The organism is Fodinibacter luteus, from assembly GCF_039541575.1.
GTDB classification, from domain to species: domain Bacteria; phylum Actinomycetota; class Actinomycetes; order Actinomycetales; family Dermatophilaceae; genus Fodinibacter; species Fodinibacter luteus.
The window spans coordinates 211,454-234,707 of record NZ_BAABGM010000015.1; the positions used below are offsets into that span (position 1 = coordinate 211,454).

Here is a 23,254-nt window from a genome sequence, read left to right on the forward strand (position 1 = left end):
TCACTCGGGTTGTGGTAGCCAACGGGCCGAGATTCCGCGGCGTGTCCCTGCCCACAGCACGGCGAGCGGCCCACAGCACCGACGAGCGCGCCGCACAACAGGCAGTAACGACGCCCGCGCGCCGGAGCCGTGCTCAGCCGCGACCTCGACCCTGCGCACTGCCTGTTGGCAGACCCGGGGCTCCACCGGATGCCGCGCGACGGCATCCCGTGTGCGTCCGGCTCCGGCGTGGCCTGCCCACAGCACGGCGACTGGCCCACAGCACCGACGAGCGCGCCGCACAACAGGCAGTAACGACGCCGGCTTGCCGGAGCCGTGCTCAGCCGCGACCTCGACCCTGCGCACTGCCTGTTGACAGACCCGGGGGTGGCGGTCGCAGCCGCAGGGTCGTCTGTTCAGACCCGCAGATGGCTGTTCAGACCCGCAGGTGGGTGTTCAGACCCGCAGGTAGCGGCGGAGCGTGACCATGCTCGTCAGGACGGCGAGCGCCGTCACGCCGAGCAGCATCCACGGGGCGAGGAACCACACGTCCGAGGTGCCGATGAACGCCTGGCTCAGCGCGATCTGGCTCGCCCCCTCGTCGAAGACGTACTGCATGAGGGCGAGGAGCAACCCGACCGCGAGGACGACCCCGAGCGCCGAGACGATGACCATCTCGGTGAGGAACGGCATCCGGATGGTCCAGTTCGACGCCCCGACGAGGCGCATGATGCCGATCTCCCGGCGCCGGATGAAGGCCGCCTGCCGGATCGTCGTCGCCATGAGCAGGGCCGCACAGGCGACCATGAGCCCGGCGAGGAGCACGGCGAAGAAGGTGACGTAGTTGATGATCGTGAAGAACTTGCTGAGCACCTTCTCCTGGTCCTGGACCGTCGCCACGCCCGGGGCGCCCTCGAACTGGCTCGTCACGACGGCGTACTTCGTCGGGTCGGCGAGCTGCACCCGCAGGCTCTGGGGGATGTCCCCGACCTCGACGTTGCCGGCGATGGGGCTGTTGCGGAACTGCTCCCGGAACCGTTCGAACGCCTCCTGCTCGGACTCGTAGAAGACCGCCTCGACCTCGGGCAGGGCCTCGAGCTGGTCCTGGATCGCGGTCTTCTGGGCCTCGGTGACGGCCCGGCCCTCGCAGTTGGGCTGGAGGGAGTCGGTGGTGCACAGGTAGATCGAGACCTGGATCCGGTCGTACCAGTAGCCCTTCATCGTGTCGGCCTGGCGCTGGGCGAGCAGGCCGAGGCCGAGGAGGAACATCGAGACCATCGTCACGAGGACGACCGAGGCCGCCATCGACTTGTTGCGTCGCAGGCCGGAGCCGACCTCGGAGAGCAGGAAGCGGGGCTGCACGGCTCAGACCTCCGCGGTCGGGTGGTAGGTGGCGTCCTGCTCGTCGCGCACGACGTGCCCGTCGGCGAGCTGGATGACGCGGCGGCGCAGGTCGTTGACGATGTCGTGGTCGTGGGTGGCCATGACGATCGTCGTGCCGGTGCGGTTGACCCGGTCGAGCAGGCGCACGATGTCGAGGCTGATGGCCTGGTCGAGGTTGCCCGTGGGCTCGTCGCACAACAGGATCTGCGGCCGGTTGACGACGGCGCGGGCGATGGCCACGCGCTGCTGCTCGCCGCCGGACAGCTGGTGCGGGAAGCGCTTCTCCTTGCCCTCGAGGCCGACCATCTCGAGCGTCTCCGGCACGAGCTGGCGGATGACGTGCCCCGGCTTGCCGATGACCTGCAAGGCGTAGGCGACGTTCTCGTGGACCGTCTTGTTCGGCAGGAGCCGGAAGTCCTGGAACACCGCGCCCATCTCGCGCCGCAGCCGGGGCACCTGGCGCATCGGCATCGTGTTGAGGTCGTGGCCCGCGACGAGCACCTTGCCCTCGGTCGCGGCCTCCTCGCGCAGCGCGAGCCGCAGCATCGTCGACTTGCCGGACCCCGATGGACCGACGACGAAGACGAACTCGCCCCGGTCGATGTCGAGGGTCACGTGGTCGAGCGCGGCCCGGGTCGACCGGGGGTAGACCTTGGTGACGTTCTCGAAGCGGATCATGGAAGAAGTGGCCTCACGGGAGGTCTGGAGCGGACAACGGGCTGCACCACGCGGCGCGGCCCCCCTGCAGGATAGGTGGGCACGTCGTGGATGCCGTTCAGCCCGTCACCCTTCGGCGGGTCCGAGGGTCGGCAGGCCGGATGTGTCGGGGGGAAGGAGGACCTCGCGGAAGGTCGCGGCGACCATGGCGGCCGCCCGCTCGGCCTCCTCGCGCGGCAGGAACGGGCCCTGCGGCACGTCGTCGGGCCAGAACCGCAGGTAGTCCTGGCCCTCGGCGGGCGACGGGCGGTGCCAGCCGAGGGCGAGCAGCGCGGCGTCCTCCTCGGGCGCGAGGGGGAACGACCCGCCGACGACCTCGCCCCCGACGCAGTGCCCGCGCAGGAGGTCGTCGACCCGCTCGAGCCGCACCCACGGGGCGACCGGCACGTGCCGGGCCGGGACGAACCCGCCGAGGCGCGCCTTGCGCAGGCGTACCGGGCGCTGCGCCTCCTCGGGCGCGCTGACCGTGAGGGCCTGGCCGTCGGCGAGGGCGGTGACCCGATCGGCGAGGTGGGCGACCCACGCGGCCCGGGCGCCGGCATCCGGCTGCTGCGTCGTCACGGCTCAGCCCTCGGCGGCGGCCTTGTCCCGGGCGATGCGCCACCGGATGCCGGCCTCGATGAAGCCGTCGATGTCGCCGTCGAAGACGCCGGAGGTGTTGCCGACCTCGTGCTCGGTGCGCAGGTCCTTGACCATCTGGTACGGGTGCAGGACGTAGGAGCGCATCTGCTCGCCCCAGCTCGCCTTGACGTCGCCCGCCAGCTCCTTGCGCTCGGCGGCCTCCTCGGCCTTCTTGAGCAGCAGGAGGCGCGACTGGAGCACGCGCAGGGCGGCGGCGCGGTTCTGGATCTGGCTCTTCTCGTTCTGCATCGACACGACGGTGCCGGTCGGGATGTGCGTCATGCGCACCGCCGAGTCGGTCGTGTTGACCGACTGGCCGCCGGGGCCGCTCGAGCGGAAGACGTCGACCTTGATGTCGTTCTCGGGGATCTCGATGGTGTCGGTCTGCTCGATGAGCGGCACGACCTCGACGGCGGCGAAGCTCGTCTGGCGGCGGCCCTGGTTGTCGAAGGGGCTGATCCGCACGAGGCGGTGGGTGCCGCCCTCGACGCTGAGGTTGCCGTAGGCGTAGGGGACATCGACCTCGAAGGTGGCCGACTTCAGGCCGGCCTCCTCCGCGTAGGAGGTGTCGAGCACCTTGACCGGGTAGCCGTGCCGCTCGGCCCAGCGCAGGTACATCCGCATGAGCATCTCGGCGAAGTCGGCCGCGTCGACTCCCCCGGCGCCGGCGCGGATCGTGACGACGGCGGCCCGCTCGTCGTACTCGCCGGAGAGCAGGGTGCGGACCTCGAGCTCGCCGACGGCCTTCCGGACGGCCGCGAGCTCGGCCTCCGCCTCGGCGAGGGTCTCGGCGTCGTTCTCCTCCTGGCCCATCTCGACGAGGGCCTCGAGGTCGTCGATGCGGGCGTCCATGCCGGTGACGCGCTCATGCTCGGCCTTGGCGCGGGAGAGCCCGGAGGTGACGACCTGCGCCTTCTCCTGGTCGTCCCACAGGTTCGGGTCGGACGCCTGCCGCTCGTACTCGGCGATCGTCGCCTCGAGCCTGGTCAGGTCGGTCACCTCGCGCACGGACGACATCGTCGTGCGGAGGTCCTTGATCTCCTGGGAGAAGTCGACAGCCACGAGGGTCAAGCCTACGGCAGGGCTGCTCGTGCGCAGGCCGGTGGATGCCGTCCGCCCGCCTCGCGATGTGCCGGTCCGGATGGGTGCCGGTTCCCGCCGTCTTCCGTCGCCTCCCTGCCCGGCCCGGCCGGTCCCGGACTACGGCGCGGACTCCGACTCACACTCCGACTCCGACTCCGTCCCCGACCCCGCCCGTCGTCGTACCGACGACGAGGGGCCGTCGTGGGTACGACGGCCCTCGTGCGTGCGGGTGCACCTCAGGGGTGGGTCACCGCAGGGCCTTGGTGCCCTTGAACTGGAACTCGACCTTGCCCTTGGCCTTGCCCTAGCGCTAGCCCACGGATGGGGCGCTCGGACGGTCCCGTGCACGCGGGTTCTGCGGAGGGTACGTAGAAGTCCTCATACCCACGCCGGCACCCGGCTCGGTTGCATGGCTGCTCACCGTCACCCACCACGACAAAGGAGACACCCATGTCCACCAGTTCCACCCTGGGCCGCCGCGTGCTCGTCGGCACGGCCGCCGCTGCGGCCCTCGTGATGGGCGCCGCCCCTGCCATGGCGCACCACTGCTTCATCCCGATGTACAGCCTCAACGCCCCGACCTCGAGCAACTGGCTCGTGTTCAGCGCCGAGGACGGCGCCGGGTTCGGTGGCTACGCGGCCGAGTGCGAAGGTGCGGCCGAGGCCGGCTACGACGCCCTGCGGGCCGCGGGGATGCCGGTCGGCATCAAGATCTTCGAGAAGATGACCATCGGTGACCCCAAGCACACCGGCCGGATGAACCCGAACGGGGCCAACGGCGTCGGCCTCGAGTACTTCGAAGCCGGCTCCGGTCTGCCCGACGAGATGGTGGAGACGTGGATCGAGGGCGCGGAGGGCTACGCCTGCTGACACGTCCGCGTGACAGGGACCGAGGTCCCGGCCGGGACGCAGGGGACCCCGGCCGGGACCTCGCCCGACGCCGCGCCGAGCATGCCGGCATCCGACATTCCGTGGATCTTCGCCGGTCGGCCGCCTGTGACGCCGCTACGGTGTCGGCCATGACCGAGGGGGATCCGGCGCTGACGCTCATCACCGAGCTCGTCGCGCGGATGGCCGGCACCGACGAGGTGCTGGCCCGCGTCGACTCGATGCTCGACCTCGTAAGCGATGTCGTCGAGGCGCACGTGGGGCTCGTCGTCCAGGCCGACCCCTCCCACACGTCGGTGCGCGTGGTCGGCCGCCGCATCGCACCCGGGAGAGGTGTCTCGCTCTCGCGAGAGCTCGAGCTCATGCGGGCGAGCGACCCGCTGCTCGACCCGGTGACCCGAGGGGACCTGACGCCGCGCACCGCCGAGAGGGAGTTCGGTGCCGCCGCGTGGGCGGCATCCCACCAGCGTGCCGGGTGCCTGCGGTACTGCGGGGCCGACCAGGTCTGCAGCCTGCCGCTCGTCGGCGGACCCGACTTCGTCATCGCCATGTTCGGGCGAGCCGGCGCTGACTTCTCCGACGACCACCTGCGGCTCCTCACGACCATCCGCCCCGTCGTGGCCGGTGTCGTGGCCCTGGCCGGCCTGCGGCCGCTGCCGTTGCCGGCCGAGGGCCCGCGGCTCACGGCGCGCGAGACCGAGGTGCTCGTCCTGCTCGCGAGGGGACACACGAGCTCGCGCATCGGTCGGGTGCTCGGCACGTCGCCGCGCACGGTCGAGGTGCACCTCGGCCGGATCTACGACAAGCTCGGCGTCCGCGACCGACTCTCCGCCGTGCTCGCCGCGTACGACCGGGCCCTCATCCCGCCCCGCTCGGACCGGGTCGCCCGCGACGGCGTCTGAGTGCGCGGGGTCGGCGGTCAGGGCCGCACGAGGTCAGCGCGGACCCGGGGCCATCGCGGCCTCTCGGGTCAAGGCAGCACGACGTCCGCACGCGCCCGCGAGACCACCGAGATGGTCACCGACACCCCGAGCTCGCGCAGCGCCGGGCCGATCATCGGGAGCTCCGCCTCGCCGGTCAGCGCCACGACGGCGGTGCGTCCGTCAGGGGTGCCGGTGCCCGGGGCGAGACGCCATCCGAGGAGGCTGGCCGGGCGCGGCCGGCTGCCGACGTACGCGGCCGCCCGCTCCCGGACGGAGGCGTTGCTCAGCGGCAGCGACTCCCCCACGCCTTGCCGGTAGGCAACGTCGTCTAGGGCGTTCGCGGCGCTCAGGGCCGCTCCGTCCGCGACGTCGAGCAGGCGCATCCGCGACAGGTGGGCCGAGGTGACGGCGATGGTGCCCGCGACGAGGACCATCGCGATCACCGCGAGACCGAGAATGAACAGCGCGACCGACCCCTGCTCGTCCCGAGGTCGGTGCGCCGCCTGGTGCGGAGGTGAGGCCGCCGCCTCACGCCGAGGCCGGTGCGCCCCCTCGTCCGGAGGTGGGGACGCCGCCTCACGCCGAGGTCGGGGCAGCTCCTCGACACGTGGTCGGGGCACCTCCTCGGCGCGTGGTCGGGGCACCCCCAGCGGATTCGGCTCACTGTCCCGCCGGTCCGCGACCGGGCGCGTTCCCCCATCGGACGGCCGAGCGACAGGCGTGCTCACGACAGCCCCCGGAACCGGTCGACCGTCGACAGGTGGCTCGCGCTCACCCGGACCGACAGGGGCACGACGTCCCGCACGAAGGACGGCACGAGGGGTAGGGGCACCCGCACGCTTGCCGTCGTCTCGACGCGGCCGTCGGGTCGCAGGCACGGGGTGCCGTCGCACGCGACCGCGAGGCGCCCCGCCTCGTCGAACGAGTGGTCCATGAAGGCGATCCGGGCTGCCGCCTGCGCGCGCGACGGCGCCGCTTCCCCGCTCGATGCGGTGACGTACGCACGCCCAGCCTCGCGAGCCGCCTGGCTCACGGCGTACGAGCCCGCCTGCAACCGCGCCATCATGAGGACGAGGTAGACGAGGGGGATGAGCATGAGGACGGCCAGCACGACGAACTCCACGACGGCGCTGCCCCGCTCGTCGCGTGCTCGGGGCGCACCCCGGGTGCTCACTGGGACTCCGCGAAGGCGCGGCCCACGACGTCGAGGCGGTCGTCCGGACCCAGCAGCCCGACGACCGGGACCGGGGCGACGACCCGGACCTCGACGACCCGCACCCCGCCGACGACGGTCTCGCGCGAGGTCACGCTGCGGGCGTACCTCGGCGAGAGGGACTGGCTGATGAGCGCCTGGGTACGCGAGACCCCATGCCCCGCAGCGGCATCCGCCCGGGCTCCTAGGCGCGCCCCCTCGGAGGCACACGAGATGAGTGTGTTCCGCGTGTGCAGCACGAGCCCGAGCTGGAAGACGGCGAGGAAGAGCACGACGACGAGCACGGACACCATCGCGAAGTCCGCGACGGCCGCGCCGCGCTCGTCCCCCGTCGTCCGCATCGCCTGCGGTCAGCCGCTCACGGAGGACAACGCGCTCTGGAACATGGTGAGCAGCTGGTCCTTCGCGACGACCCAGAGCGCCGTGACCAGGCCGGCGGTCATGAGGGTGATGAGGACCCAGCCGGGAACGTCGCCCCGCTCGGCGCGGCGCGTCCCCCTCGCTGCGAGGTGGTGGCCGGCGGCGTGCAGGCGTGCGGACAGGGTGCGAGTGATCGACATGGGTCGGCCTTTCCTGGTGGTCAGAGCGTGAACTGGAAGAAGGTGAAGCCCGGGAAGACGGCGAAGAGCACGGTGACCGGAAGGATCATGAACACGACGGGCACCATCATCGCGATCTCCTTGCGCCCGCCGGCCTCCATGAGGGCGCGCCGGCCCTCCTCGCGGACGTCCTGGGCCTGCGCGCGCAGGACGTCGGCGAGCGGGGTGCCGCGTTGCACCGCGATGATGACGCCATCGACGAACCGACGCAGGCTCGGCAGCCCGGTGCGGTCGGCCAGGCCCTGCAACGCCGTCGGCAGGTTGGCGCCGGCGCGGGCGTCCGCGAGGCACCGGCGCAGCTCGCCGGCGAGCTCACCCCCGGACAAGCGGCACACCCGGTCGAGGGCGCCGACAGCCCCCTCGCCCGCCCCGACCGACAGTGCGAGCAGCTCGGCGACGGTGGGGAACTCGGTGAGCATCCGGGCCTCGCGCCGGGCGGCCCGCCGCGACAGCGAGTAGTCGGCGCCGGTGACGCCAAGACCCGCGCCGATGAGCGCCATCATGACGACGGTGACGGCACCGGCATCCTGAAGCACGAGCAACACCGTGCCGAGCAGGCCACCGAGCACCGCACCCACGGCACTCCAGAGCACCTGCTCGGCGCGGAACCGGTCGACGTCGGCAGCCAGGCCCGCGCGGAGCTGGCGCCGTCGCACGCTGTCGGCGCCGCCCATGACCCGTTCGACGACCCGGCCCAGGTCACGCACGACGGGCGCCGCCACGACGGCGAAGCTGCCACCGGGTGGGCGTTCGTCATCGAGGAGCCGCGACGGCCGCGGCGTGTCGCGCAGGTACGGCAGCACCCGCCCGGCCAGGCCGGGGTGCCGGTGTCGCGGGAGACCGGCCCACACGAGGAAGAGGCCGAGGCCCATGACGAACCCGAGGGCGGCACCGGAGCGCGCCAGCGTGCTCACCGCAGCACCCGCTCGTCCTCGGGCAGCCGGCCGATCCGCAGCATCGACCAGTAGGCGAAGGCGGTGAGCACTCCACCGACGGCGAGCACCGCGACGCCGAGGCCGGTCGAGTAGGCGCGCACGGACTCGGGGTTCGTCGACAGCATCGCGAGCACGAGCCACGGAGCGGCCACGGCCAGCCGGGCGGCGTTGACCGTCCAGGACTGGCGGGTCTCGAGCTCGGCGCGGGTCCGGGCGTCCTCGCGCAGGAACCCGGACAGGGTGCGCAGCAGGTGCCCCAGGTCGGTGCCGCCGACCTCCCGGGCGATCCGCAGGCTCTCCACGAGCCGGTCGCCGACGGGGTCGCTCAACCGGTCCTTGAGCCGGTCGAGCGAGTCGTGGAAGCGACCGGTGAGGCGGTAGTCGTCGGCGAACGCCAGGAAGGGCTCGCGCAGCTCGTCGGGGCCGCGCGTGCCGAGCTGGGCCAGAGCCTCCGGCAGGGCCATGCCCGCGCGCACGCCGGAGGTGATGTTGTCGACGGCGTCGGGCCACAGGTCCCGCAGGCGAGCGCGGCGACTGCGCGCGCGCCGACGCACGAGGGCAACGGGAGCGAACGCCGCCATCAGCGCGAAACAGGCCGCGATGGGCAGCACGCCGACGGTCGCCTGGACGAGCGCGAGGACGAGGGCGAAGGCCACGACGCACGCGAACACCAGGGTGCGCACGGACAGCCCGGCGAACCCGGCCTGGACGATCTCGTCGGACAACCGGTCGAGCGGGCCCGTGCGACTGACGCTCCTCGGCGGGGCCGGGGTGGGGACCCACAGGCTCCACCAGATGAGGAACAACCCGGTGCCCAGCAGGAGCCCGAGCAGCACTCCGGTCATCACGCCGCCTGCGCCAGAAGCGCGGACAGGTCGTAGCCGGCCCGCTCGAAACGGTCCTCGTGGGGCGGGAACCCGTCCGCTCGCCGCAGCTCGCCATCGCGTCGCACGAAGACGTCGGCGATCTCCACGACGTCGCCCTCCACCCGACCGGGCACCGCGGCCACCTCACGCACGGTGCGGCGACCGTCCCGCTCCAGGGCGGCGTGGACGACGAGGTCGATCGACGCGGCGACGGTCGGCACGACGAACCGCGCGGACACGTTCTCACCGGCCAGCAGCGGCAGGGTGCACATCTTCGTGACCGCCTCGCGGGCACTGTTGGCATGCAGGGTCGCCATCCCGGGAAGCCCCGAGTTCAGCGCGATGAGCAGGTCGAGGCTCTCGGCCTGGCGCACCTCACCGACGATGATCCGTGACGGTCGCATCCGCAGGGCCTCCTTGACCAGGCGCCGCAACGGGACCTCACCGGTGCCCTCCAGCGAGGGCTGCCGGCACTGCATCGCCGCCACATCACGGTGCGGGATGCGCAGCTCGAAGACCTCTTCGCACGTGACGATGCGCTCCCGGGGCGGCACGGCCGAGGCGAGGCAGTTGAGCAGCGTGGTCTTGCCCGCCTGCGTCCCGCCGGCGACCAGGACGTTCAGGCCGGAGGCGACGGCGGCCTCGAGGAAGCGCGCCGCCTGCCTCGTCAGTGTGCCCAGCCGCACGAGGTCGTCCATCGAGTCGGCCTTGACGACGAACTTGCGGATGTTGACGAACCAGTGGTCCTTCGTGATGTCCGGGATGACGACGTGCAGGCGGCTGCCGTCGGGCAGCACGGCATCCACGAACGGCGACGACAGGTCGACGCGGCGACCGGACGACTTGAGCATCCGCTCGACGAGGTCGCGCACCTGGTCGTGGGCCAGGAGCGTCGTCGTCAGCTCTGCGACGCCGCTGCGCGCCACGAACACCTTCGACGGCTCGTTGACCCAGATCTCCTCCACGGAGGGGTCGTCGAAGTACTGCTGGAGCGGCCCGTAGCCGGCGACCGTGTCCCACACCGCCCGGGAGGCGGCGTCGACGTCGGACAGCACCGGCATCCCACCGAGCATCGACCGCTCGTCGTAGTCGGCGACGGCGTCGCGCACGAGCGACCGCACCTTCACCTCATCGCGCGCCGGGTCCAGCCCGGAACGACGGATCAGCTCACGCACCTCGCTCTCGAGCACGCGAACGGCGTCCACAACCCCTCCTCCCGTCGGTCGAGCCCCTCGCCGACCGATGTGCCGAGCCCCTAGGGAACCCGACCGGACGCCGCTTCGCATCCCGAGCGGGCAACCTGTGGACAACGGCCCGACACCACCCACGCTGTGGACGGGCAGCCAGCGTGTCGCTGCCCGCTGCCGGCGTGCCGCTGCCCCGGCCGGCGCAGTCGGGCGCCACTCCTACCCGGGGGGCTGACGCTCCTCGCGCCGGTGCAGCGCGGTCAGCTCGGCCAGTGCCACGGGGTCGAGCTGCTCCGGTCGTGCCACCGCCAGGCGCACGCCGGTGCGGGCCCGCAGGGTCGCCGTCCGAGCGTCGCCTTCTACGTGGGCACGTTCTCCGACGACCGCACCGGGCCCCAGCACGCCGACCTCCGTGCCGTCGACCTCGACCGCCAGCAGGCCGTCGAGCAGCAGGTAGACCGGCCCGGCCGGCGACCCCTGCTCGATGACCACGTCGCCTTTCCGCATCCGCCGCACCTCGGGTCGCTCACCACCGCGCATGATGGTGCTCGCCAACCGCCGCTCCAACGCGCTCTCCGCCTGGGCGACCACAGCAGGGGCGTCCTCGTCGCCCCACGGCGTGTGCGTGCCGTGCGAGCCGCGGTACCACTGGAGGAACCTCGTCGCCCCACTCTTGGCCGTCAGGCTGCCGTCGGGTCCGTAGAGCCAGTGCCGGGGGAACGCGCTGGCGCCGGCCAATGCGAACTCGGCTCGCCCGTCGGCGTGCAGCGTCAGCGCCATGGTCGTCCACACGACGGGCGCCGCCACCCGGGCGAACGGGTGACCCTGCACCCGCCGGGGTGCCGGCAACCCGGTGCGTCCCCCGAAGGTCTGGCGGAAGGTCGCGGTCGTGTCGGTGACGGTCGGCTCCTCGCGCAGGAGGTCGAGCTCGAGGCCCGCCAGCCGCGTCGACCAGCCGCCGACCCGCACCGTGGTGCCGCCCATGACACCGCGGCTGCTGCCGTCGTACCGCGCTGCCGTGACTCGGCCGTCGTCGACCTCGATCACTCCCGACAGCCGGTGGGCGAAGCGGAACACGTCATCGGCCGCCAGCTGTTCCAGGGTGGTTCCCGGGCCGATGTCGTCCGGCGGGGGCGTGTCGTAGTGGGTGAGGCCCAGCTCGAAGGGGGCCCGCAGCAGGGGCGCGTCCTCGATGGACTCGGAGGGTATCCAGCTCACGGTGGTGACGCCGGCGGAGTGTTCCATGTGTGCCTCCTCGCGACAGGTTCGGTATGCCCCGGGGACGGACGTCCACCGTCGGTTGACGAGACCGGTCAGGGCCCCGGGAGGTACTCCTTGAACCGCGCGGCCGGAGCGCCGTCACCGTGCACGGTAACAGCGTCCACACCGCGCCGGCCGAGGAGGAACAGGGCCACGTCCGAGGGCGAACCGGTGATCGTCGTCCTGACCGGGGAGGTGGCCGCGGAGGTCCACCGGCCCTGGTCGTCGGCCCCGAAGCGCAGGCAGTCGCCGCCGCCGCGCACCTCGATGACGACCCCCGGCGGCGGCACCGTGCCGGCGGCGTCGGAGAGGACGGGACCGAAGACGGCCAGGGTCGCGAACGTGGCTCGGCAGACGTCCGGGGCAAGGGTGTCGTCATCGCCCACCGCCGCCGCCAGGTCGCTGCCATGGACACCGGCTTCCATCGTGAAGATCGCACCGGCCAACGGGACGGAGACGTCGCCATAGGGCATCGGCAGTGACTCCGGGACCGCCCTCGGGTCCGCCGCGGCCCGCTCCTCCAGCGCGTCCAGGGCAGCGACGAGCCGGCCACAGCTGCGACGCAACGCGTCCAGCACCTCGTCGCGTGAGGCACCCGGCTCGGGGGAGCGGCCCTGCGCGGCCTCGCTGTCTCCACGCAGGGCACGTTCCACCGCATCGGCCTCGAGTGACGTCCCCCAGCACGCGTGCGCGGCGAGGTCCGACACCGCCCACCCTGCCAACCGGGTGGGCGCCCCCCAGCACTCGGGGTGCTCCGTCAGCCGCTCGAGGAACGTCTGCCACGACCGTTGGATGCCGTCACGCACCTGGATGCCGTCACGCACCGGCGCGGCCCTCCTCCAGCGTGTCGTCACCGCTGAGCCGTGCCCGGGACCGGTCCGGTGCGACCGCCGCGCTCGTGGACCAGGGCGCCGGCCGCGGCACCGGCCTTCCGGAGCGCACCGCCTCCAGCACGGCGCGGGAGCGCGCCGCCGCGGGGCCGCTCCCCTGCTCGTCGTTGGCCGAGACCGCCCGGCGCAACAGCTCGACCGCCGTGTCGGTGTGCCCGGCCGCGGCATGGGCCACCCCGGCGAAGTGCGCCGCGGAGCCCAGGCACAGCGCGCCCGAGCCCAGCACGATGGTCTGGGCCGCCGAGGGCGTCAGCAGCTCGGCCAGCCGGCGCGACGCCTCGCGCTGCCGCAGCACGGCGGCCGCTTCCGCGGCGTACGCGAGGTTGTAGAGGAGGCTGAGGTCTCGCGGCAGGGACTCGAACCCGTCGGAGGCGGGCCGATGAAGGTGCCGACGGGCCTTCTCGGCGTCGCCTGCGGCCATGTGGGCGTAGGCGAGCACCACGGCGAACCGTTCCGCCATGGGCAGCAGCACGGGCTCGTGCACAGCCAGGACCTGCGCGACCGTGCCGTGGTCCACCCCCAACGCCACGGCCTGCACGAGGTGCACGAGCCCGGCGTCCTGGTACCCCCAGCGGGTGCCCTCGATCCGGAACTGCTCGATGAGCTGCGCGGCGGCCGGATCGCCGGTGCGCAGTGCCTCCATGGCCCTCCACATGGCGGGGTACCAGAGGTACAGCGGGCGGCCGAGGTCGGTGATGGCGGTCTCGGCGTCCCGTCGGGCGGCACCCGCCTCCGCCATGCGCCCCGCTGCGAGCAGGTCCAGGTAGCGCATCCGCACAGCCTCGATGAGCAGCTCGGCGTCCCCCGAGCGTCGGGCCGCGTGGACCGCTTCCGCGGAGCCGTCCAGCCTGGCGCGGAGGTGGTGCGGCTCGGTCAGGACGGCCCGTTCGGCCACCAGGGCCGCCGCCAGGGCCCCGGGATCGTCTCCGAGGCGAGCCAGGCTGATGGCCTGCGCCAGCCCGGCCGACCCGTTCGCCAGGTCGCCGCCGTAGGCGTGGGCCCGTCCCCGCGCCGCCGACAGGCGGGAGCGGGTCGCGACGTCGTCGCTGGGCACGGACGACTCGGCCCGATCCAACAGCGCGAGGCCGTCCGGGCCCCAGGTGTCGCGCGGCAGCCGGCTGGCCAGCAGGGCGTCCTCGTAGCCGAGCGCGGCGGCGACCAGCACCTCTCCCCGCTGGCTCGACGCCGCCTCCTCGAGGTCGTCGACGACGTCCCCCTCCAGCTCGGCGGAGGCAGCGGCGAAGGCCCGCATCGCCTCGTCGAGCATGCCGGCTCGACGAAGCGCCTCCCCTCGTCGCACCTGTCGCTGGGCGGTGGTGACGGCATGGGCACGAGAGGCCGGCTGCAACGACAGGGCCTGGTCCAGCAGCTGGGCGGCGCGGTGCGGTTCGCCCCTCAGGTGCCCTTCGGCCGCCTGCGCCAGTCGCCGAGCCGCTTCCTCGGCGACGTCGTCACGGTCGATGCCGTCCCGATCGCTCGCGAACACCGGCAGGCTCGCGTGGGCGGCGGCGAGATGCGTTCCGACGAGCTCGTCCACGAGGGGCGGTTCCGCCGTCGCGGCCATCCAGCGCGCGAAACGCAGGTGCAACCCGGCGCGCACCCGTCGGGGAAGGGTGGCGTAGGCGACATCCCGCAGGAGCGCATGCCGGTAGGTGTACGCGTCGGGCGAACCGAAGCCGTCGTGGGGTCCGAACAGCAGGCCGAGGCTGCCGAGCTCGCCGAGCCCGCCGCCGGGCTGGTCGATGCCGAGCACTGGCAACGCTCCGGCCGGGAAGCTGCGCCCCGGGATCGACCCTGACGTGGCCACCCGGCGTGCGGCGTCGCTGAGCTCGTCGAGCTGGCTCTGGTACACGCCGTGCACCGTGGAGGGCAGTGTCATGTCCTGCCCGCCCGTCAGGTGCCAGTGCCCGTCGCCTGCGCGCCGCAGGACGTCGGCCTGGACCCAGGTGCGCAACAGCTCCTCCACGAAGAGCGGGTTCCCTCGTGCGCTCGCCGCGACTGCACCGGCCACGGCGTCGGGCACCACGCCCCGGCCCACCAGCGCGTCGATGAGGTCTCGCACCCGCGCCGGGTCGAGGGGGGCCAGCTGCAGCAGCTGCGCGCCGGGAAGCGGATCAGCATCGGCGCCGGCGATGAGCGAGGGACGGCACGTCGCGACCACGAGCCGGTTCACCGCGCTCGGCGCGTGGAGCGCCGTGCCCAGGAAGTCGCGCACGTCGGCGATGCAGTCGTGCACGTCCTCGACGAGCCACAGGACCCGACGATCCGTGGGGGTGAGCGCATCGAGGACGGCGATCCACGAGGTGTAGCGCTCCTGCGGTTCGGCCTCCGTCGCGGTGTCGTCGAGCAGCGCCACGGTGTGGTCGACGGCGACCTCCGCGCGCCGTCCGGTCAGTCCCCGGTCGCGCAGACGGTCGAGCAGCCGCTCGTGCGTCGTGCCCCGCCCTGGGTTCTGGTCGAGAGCCGCCCGGACGAGTCGGGCGATGACCGCGAAGCCGCGGTCGAGCCCGTCCCCCACGTTGCTGCGCCACACCGGGTAGCCCGCCGCCAGCGCCCGTGACTCGAGCTCGTCGAGCAGACGGGTCTTGCCCGCGCCCGGCGGCGCGTTGACCAGCCATCCGGCGGCCGGCCGGGTGGCAGCTGAGAGCGACTCGAGCAACTGGGCGATCTCGTGGTCGCGTCCGATCGTCGGAGCCGTCAGCCCTGCCAGCGCCCAGGTGCGCGACGGTGTGTCGCGAGGTGCCTGCACCTGCCAGGCCGGAACCGGCTCGGCCTTGCCCTTGAGCGACAACCCTCCTCGTGGCTGCAGGACGTAGGCCGCTTCGGCGGCCAGCGCGGTTCCGGCGCCGACGAGCACGGTTCCGGGCTCGGCGGCGGCCTGCAGCCGGGCCGCGACGTTCATGGCGTTGCCGGTGAGCTGCCACGTCCCGTCGGCGGCGAAGGTCACGTGCACCTCACCGGTGTCGACCCCGACCCGCACGGCGAGGACGTCGGCCGCCAACCCCAGCTCGTCGGCCACGTTCTGCACTCCCTCGATGACAGCGAGGCCGGCGCCGACCGCCCGCCATGAGTCGTCGTCACGACCGTGGGGCAGGCCGAACGTCCCCACCACGGCGTCACCGATGAACTTCTCGACCGTGCCGCCCCGCTCCTCGATCGCGTGCCTTGCGCGCCGGAAGTACGCCTGTTGGATCGTCGCGACGTCCTCGGCGTCCAGCCGGTCGGACAAGGCGGTGAAGCCCGTGAGGTCGGCGAACAGCACCGAGACGAGGCGCCGGGCGCCGCCCTCCACGTGCTCCGCTCGCTCTGCCATCGGTGACCGAGTGTACGGAGCGCTGTCCCCGTTTCCGGCAGGAATCGGACGTCCGGGCAGGGCCCGAGCGAATGGGTGACGTAACGCTCCTCACATCGACGCGCGGACGGCATCCAGTCCCTCCTGATGCGGTCGAGCGCCTCCGCCCGACGAGTGGGGCCAGCAGACCCGAGACCCGAGGCCCGCGCATCCCGAGCGCGAAGGCTGTGGACGAGCGAGTCGCGACACCTCGCCTGTGGACGACGCCTCGCGGCACCGGGCGACGAGCGTGGGCCTGTGGACAACGAGGCGCGGGCGTCGGAGGCCGTCCCTACGGTGGCCGCCATGGAGATGACCCTGACCGTGCACGTGCCGCGACGGCGGCCGTTCCCGGTCGACGTCGTCGTCGAGTGGGTCGGTGAGCACTCCGCCGCCGACCTGTGCGCCGCGCTCGGCGACCACCTCGGTGAACCGGTGCCGGGCCTGAGCTCGCGCGGTGTGACCGTCGACCCGCACGGGCTCGTGGGGATGCCGCCGCTCCTGCACGGCGCGTCGGTCACCGTCGTGGGTGGCCCGGTCCTGCCCGTGGGTCGACGTGGGACAGGCGGGGTGCTCGAGCTCGTCGCGGCGAGCGGGCCGGATGCCGGCCGGTCCCGTCCGTTGGTCCCGCCCGGCCTCGTCGTGGGGCGCGCCACCGGCACCGGGCTCGACCTGGCCGACGAGGGCCTGAGCCGGGTCCATGCGGTGTTCGAGGTGGGGCCGGCCGGGGTGACGGTCCGCGACGTCGACTCGACGAACGGGGTGCTCGTCGACGGCTCGCGGGTCGACGGGGTCACGGTGGTCGACGCCGGGTCGACGATCGTGCTCGGCTCCACGACGCTGCGCATCCGCCGGTCGGCCGGGCACGGCCTGCCGGAAACGCCGGCGGGCGACGGCACCCTCGTCGTCCGCCCCTCGGCCACTGCCACCCCCCTCACCGCGCCGGTCGAGGTCGAGTGCCCGCAACCACCCCCGGAGCGCCACCGCACGCGCATCCCCTGGGTGGCGGCGATCGCGCCAGTGCCGGTCGCGGTGGCGCTGGCCTTCCTGCTCGGCCCCCAGCTGCTGCTGTTCGCGGCCTTCGGGCCCGTCGTCCTCGTGGCCACGGCGCTCGGCGATCGGTGGGGTGCTGGACGCGCCCATCGCCGCGCGGTCGAAGTTCACGCCCAGGCCGTGCGTGCGGCCCGGACACGGTTGGAGCAGGCCCTCGCGCACGAAGCGGCTCGGCTCCACCACACCCATCCCGACCCGCACGTGGTGGTGACGACTGCCGAGCACAGGCTCCCGGGTCTGTGGTCCGGTGGGGCCGGGATGCGCCTGCGGATCGGCCTCGGGGCCGTGCCGACGAGAGTGCGCTGGGCCGAGGGCACCCGCACGACGTGCCCGCTCGCCGACGGGGTGCCGGTCACCGTCGACCTGGGGCAGGCGGGCGCGCTGGCCGTCGTCGGTGGTGCCGAGACGACGCGGCGCCTGCTCACGGCCCTCATCGGCCAGCTGTGCACCGCCCATCCCCCACACGCTCTGAACGTCGCCATGGCGTGGGTGGACCCGTCGTGGCAGTGGGTGTCCCGGATGCCGCACGCCACCGACATGGGCGAGCTGCTCGCGCGCGGAGGTCGGGCACGGGGCTCGCCCGGCCCGGTCGGCGCGGCGGGGGAACAAGCGGCGCAGCACCCGGGCGGGCCCACCGCCGCCCCATCCGCCTCCCGCGTGCTGGTCGTTCCGGCAGCCGGCGGCGTGTCCCGTGACGCCGACGTCGCGGCGCTCGTGGCGCGGGCCCGGGACGCCGGCGCGTTCGTGCTCGTGACGGTCGGTGACCGGGCGAGCGTGCCCAGCGGTTGCGGGGCGGTCATCTCGAGGTCCGACGACGGTGAGTACCTACTCGAGTGCGACGGCGACACGCTCCGGGTCACCCTCGACCTCGTCGGCCCGTGGTGGGGTGACCGGGTGTCACGAGCCCTGGCGCCGCTCCGGGTCCGTGACGGCGGGGTCGGTGGCCGGTGGCCGCTCGTCCTTCCCCTGGCCGAGGCGCTGGGTGCCGAGCGGATCGACGCCGATGAGGTGCTGGCCCGGTGGGACGCCGGCGGCGAAGCGGGTGCGGGTCCCCGCGCGGTCGTGGGGGTGGGCGCCGACGGCCCCTTCACGGTCGACCTGCGTCGGGACGGGCCACACGTGCTCGTCGGCGGCACGACCGGCTCCGGGAAGTCCGAGTTCCTCCGAACCCTCGTCACCTCGCTCGCGGTCGCCTGCCCACCCGATGACCTCACCTTCGTGCTCGTCGACTTCAAGGGTGGTGCCGCCTTCGGGGGCTGCTCCGACCTGCCCCACGTCGTCGGCCTCGTCACCGACCTCGACGAGCACCTCGTCACGCGGGCGCTCGCGTCCCTCGGGGCAGAGCTGCGACGCCGGGAGCGCCTGTTCGCCGCGGTCGGCGCGAGCGACCTCGACGCCTACCGAGCACAGCCGCGGGCCGAGAGGGAGCAGGTCCCCCGTCTCGTCGTCGTCATCGACGAGCTGCGAGCCCTCGTCGACGAGGTCCCAGAGTTCGTGAGCGGCCTGATCAGGTTGGCGGCGCTCGGCCGGTCCCTCGGTGTCCACCTCGTGCTCGCGACCCAACGTCCCGCAGGAGCCGTCACGGCCGAGGTGCAGGCCAACGTCAACCTGCGCATCGCCTTCCGGGTCCGTGACCGGGCCGACTCGATCGACGTGCTCGAGGACCCTGGGGCGGCACTGCTCCGGTCAGCGACGCCCGGCCGCGGTCTGTGCCGCGGCGGTGACGGTTCGCTCGTGGCCTTCCACGCCGCCACGGTCGAGGAGGCCTGCGTCGAACCTGGGCCCTCGCTCACGCTACGCCGCCCGGGCGCTCCGGCGGCTGTCGGCGACTCCAGCGACAGAGCGTCCGGCGCCTCCTCCGGGTACCGGGCGGCGCCCGAGAGCCGCCGGCGGCTCTCGGGGGCCCGGCCCCCGGTGGTGGCTGCCGTCGTGGCCGCCCACCGGCGCCGGGGCGGGCCGGATCCGCGGCGTCCGTGGCTGCCGCCCCTGCCGACGCTGGTGACTCGGTCGGCTCTCCTGCAGGCGGCTGGCAGCCCGACCGTGGATGCCGTTCGCGCGACTGCCGCGGTCGGGCTCGTCGACGAGCCGGACCTGCAACGCGTCTCGCCGCTGCAGTGGTCCGCGTCCGACGGGCCCTGGCTGCTGTGCGGACGGCCCGGGAGCGGACGCTCGACCGCCCTGCGCTCCCTCGTCCTCTCCGCGGCGGCCCACTTGGGTCCGGCCGAGCTGCACGTCCACGTGCTCGACCCCACGGCGGCCCTCGCCGACCTCGAGCAGCTCCCCCACCTCGGCACCCGGATCGGTCCAGACGACCTCCGGGGGCTCCCGAGCCTCGCTGACCACCTGCGGCACGAGGTCGACTGTCGGCGGACGGGCGCTCGGCGCGTCCCGGACCGCGGCGAGGGCGCTGCCGAGACAGGACCGCACCCTCCGACCGTGCTCGTCGTCGTCGACGGGTGGGAGCAGCTCGTCGAGGCCCAGCCGGCAGGTGACCCCGACGGAGTGCTCGCCACCCTCGTCGCGATCCTTCGCGACGGCTGCTCCGTCGGTGTCGTGGGCGCTGTGTCCGGCGCGCGCTCCCTGCTCCAGCCACGGTGGACCGGCCTCGGCGGCCCGACGTTCCTGCTCGGCACGGTCGACCCGCTCGACGCCGCCCTCACCGGCCTTCGCAGCGCAGACCTCCCCCACGACCCACCCCCCGGCCGGGCCGTCCGGGTGCGGGACAAGCGCGAAGCCCAGTTCGTGGCATCGGCACCCGGCGACGCAGGCGCGCTCGCCGCGGGGTGGGGAGCCGGGCCTCACCGTCGCGGAGCGTGGCGCTGGCGGGCCCTGCCACCTGTCGCACGGCGGTCCGAGGCGCTGGGCGACGCCGGCCGACCCGCCTCGGCCTGGTCGTCCGACCGGCCCGACGCCGGCCCCCACACCGACCGACCCGGACTCGGCTCCCGCTCCGACCGGCCCGACGCAGGCCCCCACACCGACCGACCCGGACTCGGCTCCCGTTCCCACCGGCCCGGCTCGGGAGACGCGCTGCCCGGCATCGGGCTGCTCAGCCCGGACCACGCCGTGTGGTCGTGGCACCCCGACGAGATCGGCCGTCGGCTGCTCGTGGTCGGGCCACCCGGCTCGGGTCGCACGAACACCCTCCGGGTCCTCGCCGAGGCGGCATCGGCCGCACGGCGTCCCGTTGCCGTCGTCACCGGCGCGCCAGCAGCCGACGGCACGACGTGGGCGCCGGGGGCCACGCTCCTGGCGCCGGACGAGGCCGAGCGCCTCGTCACACTCCGCCGCCGGCACCCCGACCTCGTCGTGCTCGTCGACGACGCCGATCGCTTGGCTCCCAAGGCGCCCGTGCAGCCCGTCCTGCACGAGATCGTCGGGCTGGCCGACCGCGACCCGGGCCTCGTGGTCGTCACGACCTCGACCTCCGCGCTCGTCACGCGCTTCCGGGGACTGGACGTCGAGATCGCCCGATACCGCTCCGGCATCCTGCTCATGCCGTCCCCGGGCGACGGCGACGTGCTCGGGGTCCGCGTCCCCACGACACCACCGAGGCTCCCGGGACGCGGGCTGCTCGTCCGGGGAGGTGGTGGGCCCGTGGAGCTCCAGGTGCTCCTCGCGGACGGGTCAGTCGTCGGTGCCGGGCCCGGGCACGACCTCGGCGTCCGGGACTCGGGCGGCGAACGCCGTGAGCCCGGTCACGAGGGCCAGCCCGATGACGAGCCAGCCCGCGACGACTCGCGTCCCCTGCACGAGCCCCCACCCGACGGGCAGGAGCAGGGCGCTCCACACGATCGTCGGGGTCCGCGGCCAGGCAGCATCGCCGAGCCAGCCCCGCGCGACAGCGGCCAGTCCCACTCCGCCCAGCAGGATGAGCAGCGCGGACATGACGACGCGCGTCGCGTCGCTTCCCTCGCCGATCGCGAGCTCGTAGACGTAGAACGCCGCGAACCCGACCAGGACGACGGCCTGCACCCCGATGAGCGCCGCGGCGAGGCGGCGGGGGCCGCGTGAGGAGGGGTCTGGCACGGCATCCAGCGTAGTGAGCCGACCACGGGAACACGCACCGGGGCCGGGCTCGTTGAGCCCTTGCGGACACCTGAGACGGCCGTCCAACTGTCGGGACGGTCACGTCGACAAACCTTCACGGATTCAACCCGGCCGGGTAGTGTTGCCCCACGGACGTCTGTGCTGTGGACGTCCGTCTCGGTTGCGACGACGCACCCAGCGGGCGTCCGCACCACCCCTCCGCAGGCGCTCGACCCGACCGCAGTATCCCCGCAACAAGGAGCACCTTCCATGGACTGGCGCGACCGCGCTGCCTGCCTCGACGAGGACCCCGAGCTGTTCTTCCCCATCGGGAACACCGGCCCGGCGATCGCTCAGATCGAGGAGGCCAAGGCCGTGTGCCGCCGGTGCGAGGTCATCGACACCTGCCTGAAGTGGGCCATCGAGTCCGGTCAGGACGCCGGCGTCTGGGGTGGCATGTCCGAGGACGAGCGCCGCGCCCTCAAGCGCCGCAACGCCCGCGCCCGCCGCGCCGGCTGAACCCCACCCCGCACGCCCCTCCCCCGGATCACCGCGATCCGGGTCCCGGCGGTCGTGTCGGCCGACCCCCGTACGCACGCCGACCGGACCCCGGGTGCTACCGGCTGAGCGGACGCAGCCGGGCGACGAACTCCACCCGCGTGCCGGCCGGCTCGTTGTTCGACCACCGGATGCGCCCGCGCAGGTCCGCGGCGAGCGAGGTCACGATCCGGGTGCCGAGCCCGGCGAGCACCGGCCGGAAGCCCGCCGGAAGGCCCGCACCGTCGTCGGTGATGACGACGGTCAGCTGGTCCTCACCGTCCTCGAGCGTCTCGCGGGTCGCCGAGACCACGACAGTGCCGTCGCGGTCGGCCAGCCCGTGCTCGACGGCGTTCTGGACGAGCTCGGAGATGATCATCGCGAGCGCGGTCGCGTCCTCGGCGCGCATCCGGCCGAAGCTGCCGGTGAACGTCGAGTCGACGCGGTGCTCGCGCGTCGCCACCTCGACGACGGCCCGCAGCCCGCGGACCGCGATTTCGTCGAAGTTCACCGTCTCGTCGAAGCCCTGGCTCAGGGTCTCGTGGACGAGCGCGATCGTCCCGACCCGGCGCACGGCCTCCTCGAGGGCGGCCTGCGCGGCGTCGTCGGTCACCCGGCGGGCCTGCAGCCGCAGCAGCGCCGCCACGGTCTGCAGGTTGTTCTTCACCCGGTGGTGGATCTCGCGGATGGTGGCGTCCTTGGTGAGCAGCTCCTGCTCGCGCCGGCGCAGCTCGGAGACGTCGCGCAGCAGCACCATCGCCCCGGTGCGCACCCCACCGATGGTGAGCGGGATGGCCCGCAGGGTGATCGTCGCGCTCTCGGTCTCCACCTCCGAGCGCCAGGCCGCCCTCCCGGTCGCGACGACCGCCAGGGACTCGTCGACGTTGCCTCCACCGCGGGCGGCGACGTCCGCGACGATCTGGGCGAGGACCTCGCCGACGACGTCGCCGACGTGACCCGTCCGGTGCACCGCCGACACGGCGTTCGGGCTCGCGTACTTGACGACCCCCTCGGCGTCGAGGTGGATGACCCCGTCCCCGACGCGCGGCGCGCCGCGGCGCATCCCCGTCGGGGCGGACGTCGAGGGGAACTCCCCCGCGGCGACCATCCGCATGATCGAGTCCGCGAGGTCGCGGTAGGTCAGCTCGAGACGGCTCGGTGTCCGCCCCGCGGTGAGGTTCATGTGGCGGGTGACGACCGCGATGGCGCGGTCCGCGTGGACGACCGGCACGGCATCCTCGCGGATCGCGATGTCGTCACGGAACGTCGGCGTCGACTTCGCGACGAGCCGGTGCGACTTCGCCGCCTCGTCGAGCATCGCTGCCCGCGAGCGGCTCGAGGAGCTGCCGACGATGTCGTCGTAGAACACCATCGGCCCGGTGTTCGGCCGCACGTGGGCCACCGCCCGCCACCCGTCGAGGCCGCCGCGCACCCAGAGCACGAGGTCGGCGAAGGACAGGTCCGCGATGAGCTGCCAGTCGCCGGCCAGCAGGTGCAGCCACTCCGACTCCGCCGGCTCGAGGGTCGTCGTCTCGCGCAGCATCTCGGCCAGGGTGCTCACGGGCAGGAGCCTAGGTCACCGTCCGACACCGGATGCCGGGCACCCACCGCCCGTCACGCCCACCGCCCCGATGCCGGGCACCCGCCGCCCGGATGCCGGGCACCCACCGCCCGGATGCCGGGTGCCACCGCTCGCCGCCCTCAACGCACGGATGTCGGGCGCCCACCGCCGTCGCACTCACCGCCCGGATGCCGGGCGC

The 23,254-nt window shown here is 73.6% G+C and carries 19 protein-coding genes; 4 read left to right on the forward strand and 15 right to left on the reverse strand.

Annotated elements, in window-relative coordinates; translation table 11 throughout:
* Positions 1 to 435 precede the first annotated feature (435 nt).
* The 4 genes from ftsX to prfB all read right to left on the reverse strand — a co-directional run bounded on the left by ftsX (position 436) and on the right by prfB (position 3,762).
* Positions 436 to 1,341, reverse strand: a complete 906-nt coding sequence (gene ftsX, locus ABD899_RS12835; RefSeq protein ID WP_345206585.1) for a permease-like cell division protein FtsX — start codon at positions 1,339 to 1,341, stop codon at positions 436 to 438.
* A gap of 3 nt (positions 1,342 to 1,344) precedes the next feature.
* Entirely contained in the window at positions 1,345 to 2,040 is a 696-nt protein-coding gene (gene ftsE / locus ABD899_RS12840) for a cell division ATP-binding protein FtsE (RefSeq protein WP_345206588.1), read from the reverse strand.
* 105 nt (positions 2,041 to 2,145) lie between these two features.
* Positions 2,146 to 2,640, reverse strand: coding sequence for a TY-Chap domain-containing protein (locus tag ABD899_RS12845; protein WP_345206591.1), 495 nt, complete (start codon positions 2,638 to 2,640; stop codon positions 2,146 to 2,148).
* A gap of 3 nt (positions 2,641 to 2,643) precedes the next feature.
* Positions 2,644 to 3,762 carry a peptide chain release factor 2 gene (prfB, locus tag ABD899_RS12850; RefSeq protein WP_345206593.1) on the reverse strand — a complete coding sequence of 373 codons (1,119 nt, stop codon included), beginning with the start codon at positions 3,760 to 3,762 and terminating at the stop codon, positions 2,644 to 2,646.
* Between the two features lie 471 nt (positions 3,763 to 4,233).
* On the opposite strand from prfB, the gene ABD899_RS12855 reads away from it, so the two are divergent.
* Together ABD899_RS12855 and ABD899_RS12860 are read left to right on the forward strand one after the other, a co-directional pair.
* Complete coding sequence (locus ABD899_RS12855) at positions 4,234 to 4,653, forward strand: hypothetical protein (protein ID WP_345206595.1); 420 nt, start codon at positions 4,234 to 4,236, stop codon at positions 4,651 to 4,653.
* 149 nt (positions 4,654 to 4,802) lie between these two features.
* The gene (locus tag ABD899_RS12860; RefSeq protein WP_345206597.1) at positions 4,803 to 5,573 is read left to right on the forward strand and encodes a helix-turn-helix transcriptional regulator; all 771 of its coding nucleotides are present in this window, start codon (positions 4,803 to 4,805) and stop codon (positions 5,571 to 5,573) included.
* Positions 5,574 to 5,641: 68 nt separating this feature from the next.
* Here the strand turns inward: ABD899_RS12860 and ABD899_RS12865 are convergent, their stop codons facing one another.
* The 10 genes from ABD899_RS12865 to ABD899_RS12910 form a co-directional block, all read right to left on the reverse strand.
* Positions 5,642 to 6,322 (reverse strand): Tad domain-containing protein, encoded by a 681-nt coding sequence (locus tag ABD899_RS12865; protein ID WP_345206599.1) that lies wholly within the window; start codon positions 6,320 to 6,322, stop codon positions 5,642 to 5,644.
* The gene (locus ABD899_RS12870) at positions 6,319 to 6,768 is read right to left on the reverse strand and encodes a TadE/TadG family type IV pilus assembly protein (RefSeq protein WP_345206601.1); all 450 of its coding nucleotides are present in this window, start codon (positions 6,766 to 6,768) and stop codon (positions 6,319 to 6,321) included. Before ABD899_RS12870 ends, ABD899_RS12865 begins: the two co-directional genes overlap by 4 nt.
* A complete protein-coding gene (locus ABD899_RS12875; RefSeq protein ID WP_345206603.1) occupies positions 6,765 to 7,148 on the reverse strand; it encodes a TadE/TadG family type IV pilus assembly protein in 384 nt (127 codons plus the stop codon). Before ABD899_RS12875 ends, ABD899_RS12870 begins: the two co-directional genes overlap by 4 nt.
* Positions 7,149 to 7,157: 9 nt before the next feature.
* On the reverse strand, positions 7,158 to 7,367 hold the full coding sequence (locus ABD899_RS12880) for a hypothetical protein (RefSeq protein ID WP_345206606.1): 210 nt from the start codon (positions 7,365 to 7,367) through the stop codon (positions 7,158 to 7,160).
* 20 nt (positions 7,368 to 7,387) lie between these two features.
* The gene (locus ABD899_RS12885; RefSeq protein ID WP_345206609.1) at positions 7,388 to 8,320 is read right to left on the reverse strand and encodes a type II secretion system F family protein; all 933 of its coding nucleotides are present in this window, start codon (positions 8,318 to 8,320) and stop codon (positions 7,388 to 7,390) included.
* Entirely contained in the window at positions 8,317 to 9,186 is an 870-nt protein-coding gene (locus tag ABD899_RS12890) for a type II secretion system F family protein (RefSeq protein WP_345206611.1), read from the reverse strand. The genes ABD899_RS12885 and ABD899_RS12890 overlap by 4 nt, the downstream gene beginning before the upstream one ends.
* Complete coding sequence (locus ABD899_RS12895) at positions 9,186 to 10,412, reverse strand: TadA family conjugal transfer-associated ATPase (RefSeq protein WP_345206613.1); 1,227 nt, start codon at positions 10,410 to 10,412, stop codon at positions 9,186 to 9,188. The genes ABD899_RS12890 and ABD899_RS12895 overlap by 1 nt, the downstream gene beginning before the upstream one ends.
* A 201-nt stretch (positions 10,413 to 10,613) precedes the next feature.
* Positions 10,614 to 11,639: a cyclic nucleotide-binding domain-containing protein gene (locus ABD899_RS12900; protein WP_345206615.1), complete on the reverse strand. Its 1,026-nt coding sequence runs from the start codon at positions 11,637 to 11,639 to the stop codon at positions 10,614 to 10,616.
* A gap of 68 nt (positions 11,640 to 11,707) precedes the next feature.
* Positions 11,708 to 12,478, reverse strand: a complete 771-nt coding sequence (locus ABD899_RS12905) for a maleylpyruvate isomerase family mycothiol-dependent enzyme (protein WP_345206617.1) — start codon at positions 12,476 to 12,478, stop codon at positions 11,708 to 11,710.
* Positions 12,471 to 15,857: an adenylate/guanylate cyclase domain-containing protein gene (locus ABD899_RS12910; RefSeq protein WP_345206619.1), complete on the reverse strand. Its 3,387-nt coding sequence runs from the start codon at positions 15,855 to 15,857 to the stop codon at positions 12,471 to 12,473. The genes ABD899_RS12905 and ABD899_RS12910 overlap by 8 nt, the downstream gene beginning before the upstream one ends.
* 324 nt (positions 15,858 to 16,181) lie before the next feature.
* Here ABD899_RS12910 and ABD899_RS12915 point away from each other — a divergent pair, with 324 nt between their 5' ends.
* Together ABD899_RS12915 and ABD899_RS12920 are read left to right on the forward strand one after the other, a co-directional pair.
* A complete protein-coding gene (locus tag ABD899_RS12915) occupies positions 16,182 to 20,942 on the forward strand; it encodes an FtsK/SpoIIIE domain-containing protein (protein ID WP_345206621.1) in 4,761 nt (1,586 codons plus the stop codon).
* Between the two features lie 285 nt (positions 20,943 to 21,227).
* Positions 21,228 to 21,476 (forward strand): WhiB family transcriptional regulator, encoded by a 249-nt coding sequence (locus ABD899_RS12920; RefSeq protein ID WP_055811177.1) that lies wholly within the window; start codon positions 21,228 to 21,230, stop codon positions 21,474 to 21,476.
* A 97-nt stretch (positions 21,477 to 21,573) separates the two neighbouring features.
* Here the strand turns inward: ABD899_RS12920 and ABD899_RS12925 are convergent, their stop codons facing one another.
* Complete coding sequence (locus tag ABD899_RS12925) at positions 21,574 to 23,055, reverse strand: sensor histidine kinase (protein ID WP_345206628.1); 1,482 nt, start codon at positions 23,053 to 23,055, stop codon at positions 21,574 to 21,576.
* Positions 23,056 to 23,254: the final 199 nt, after the last annotated feature.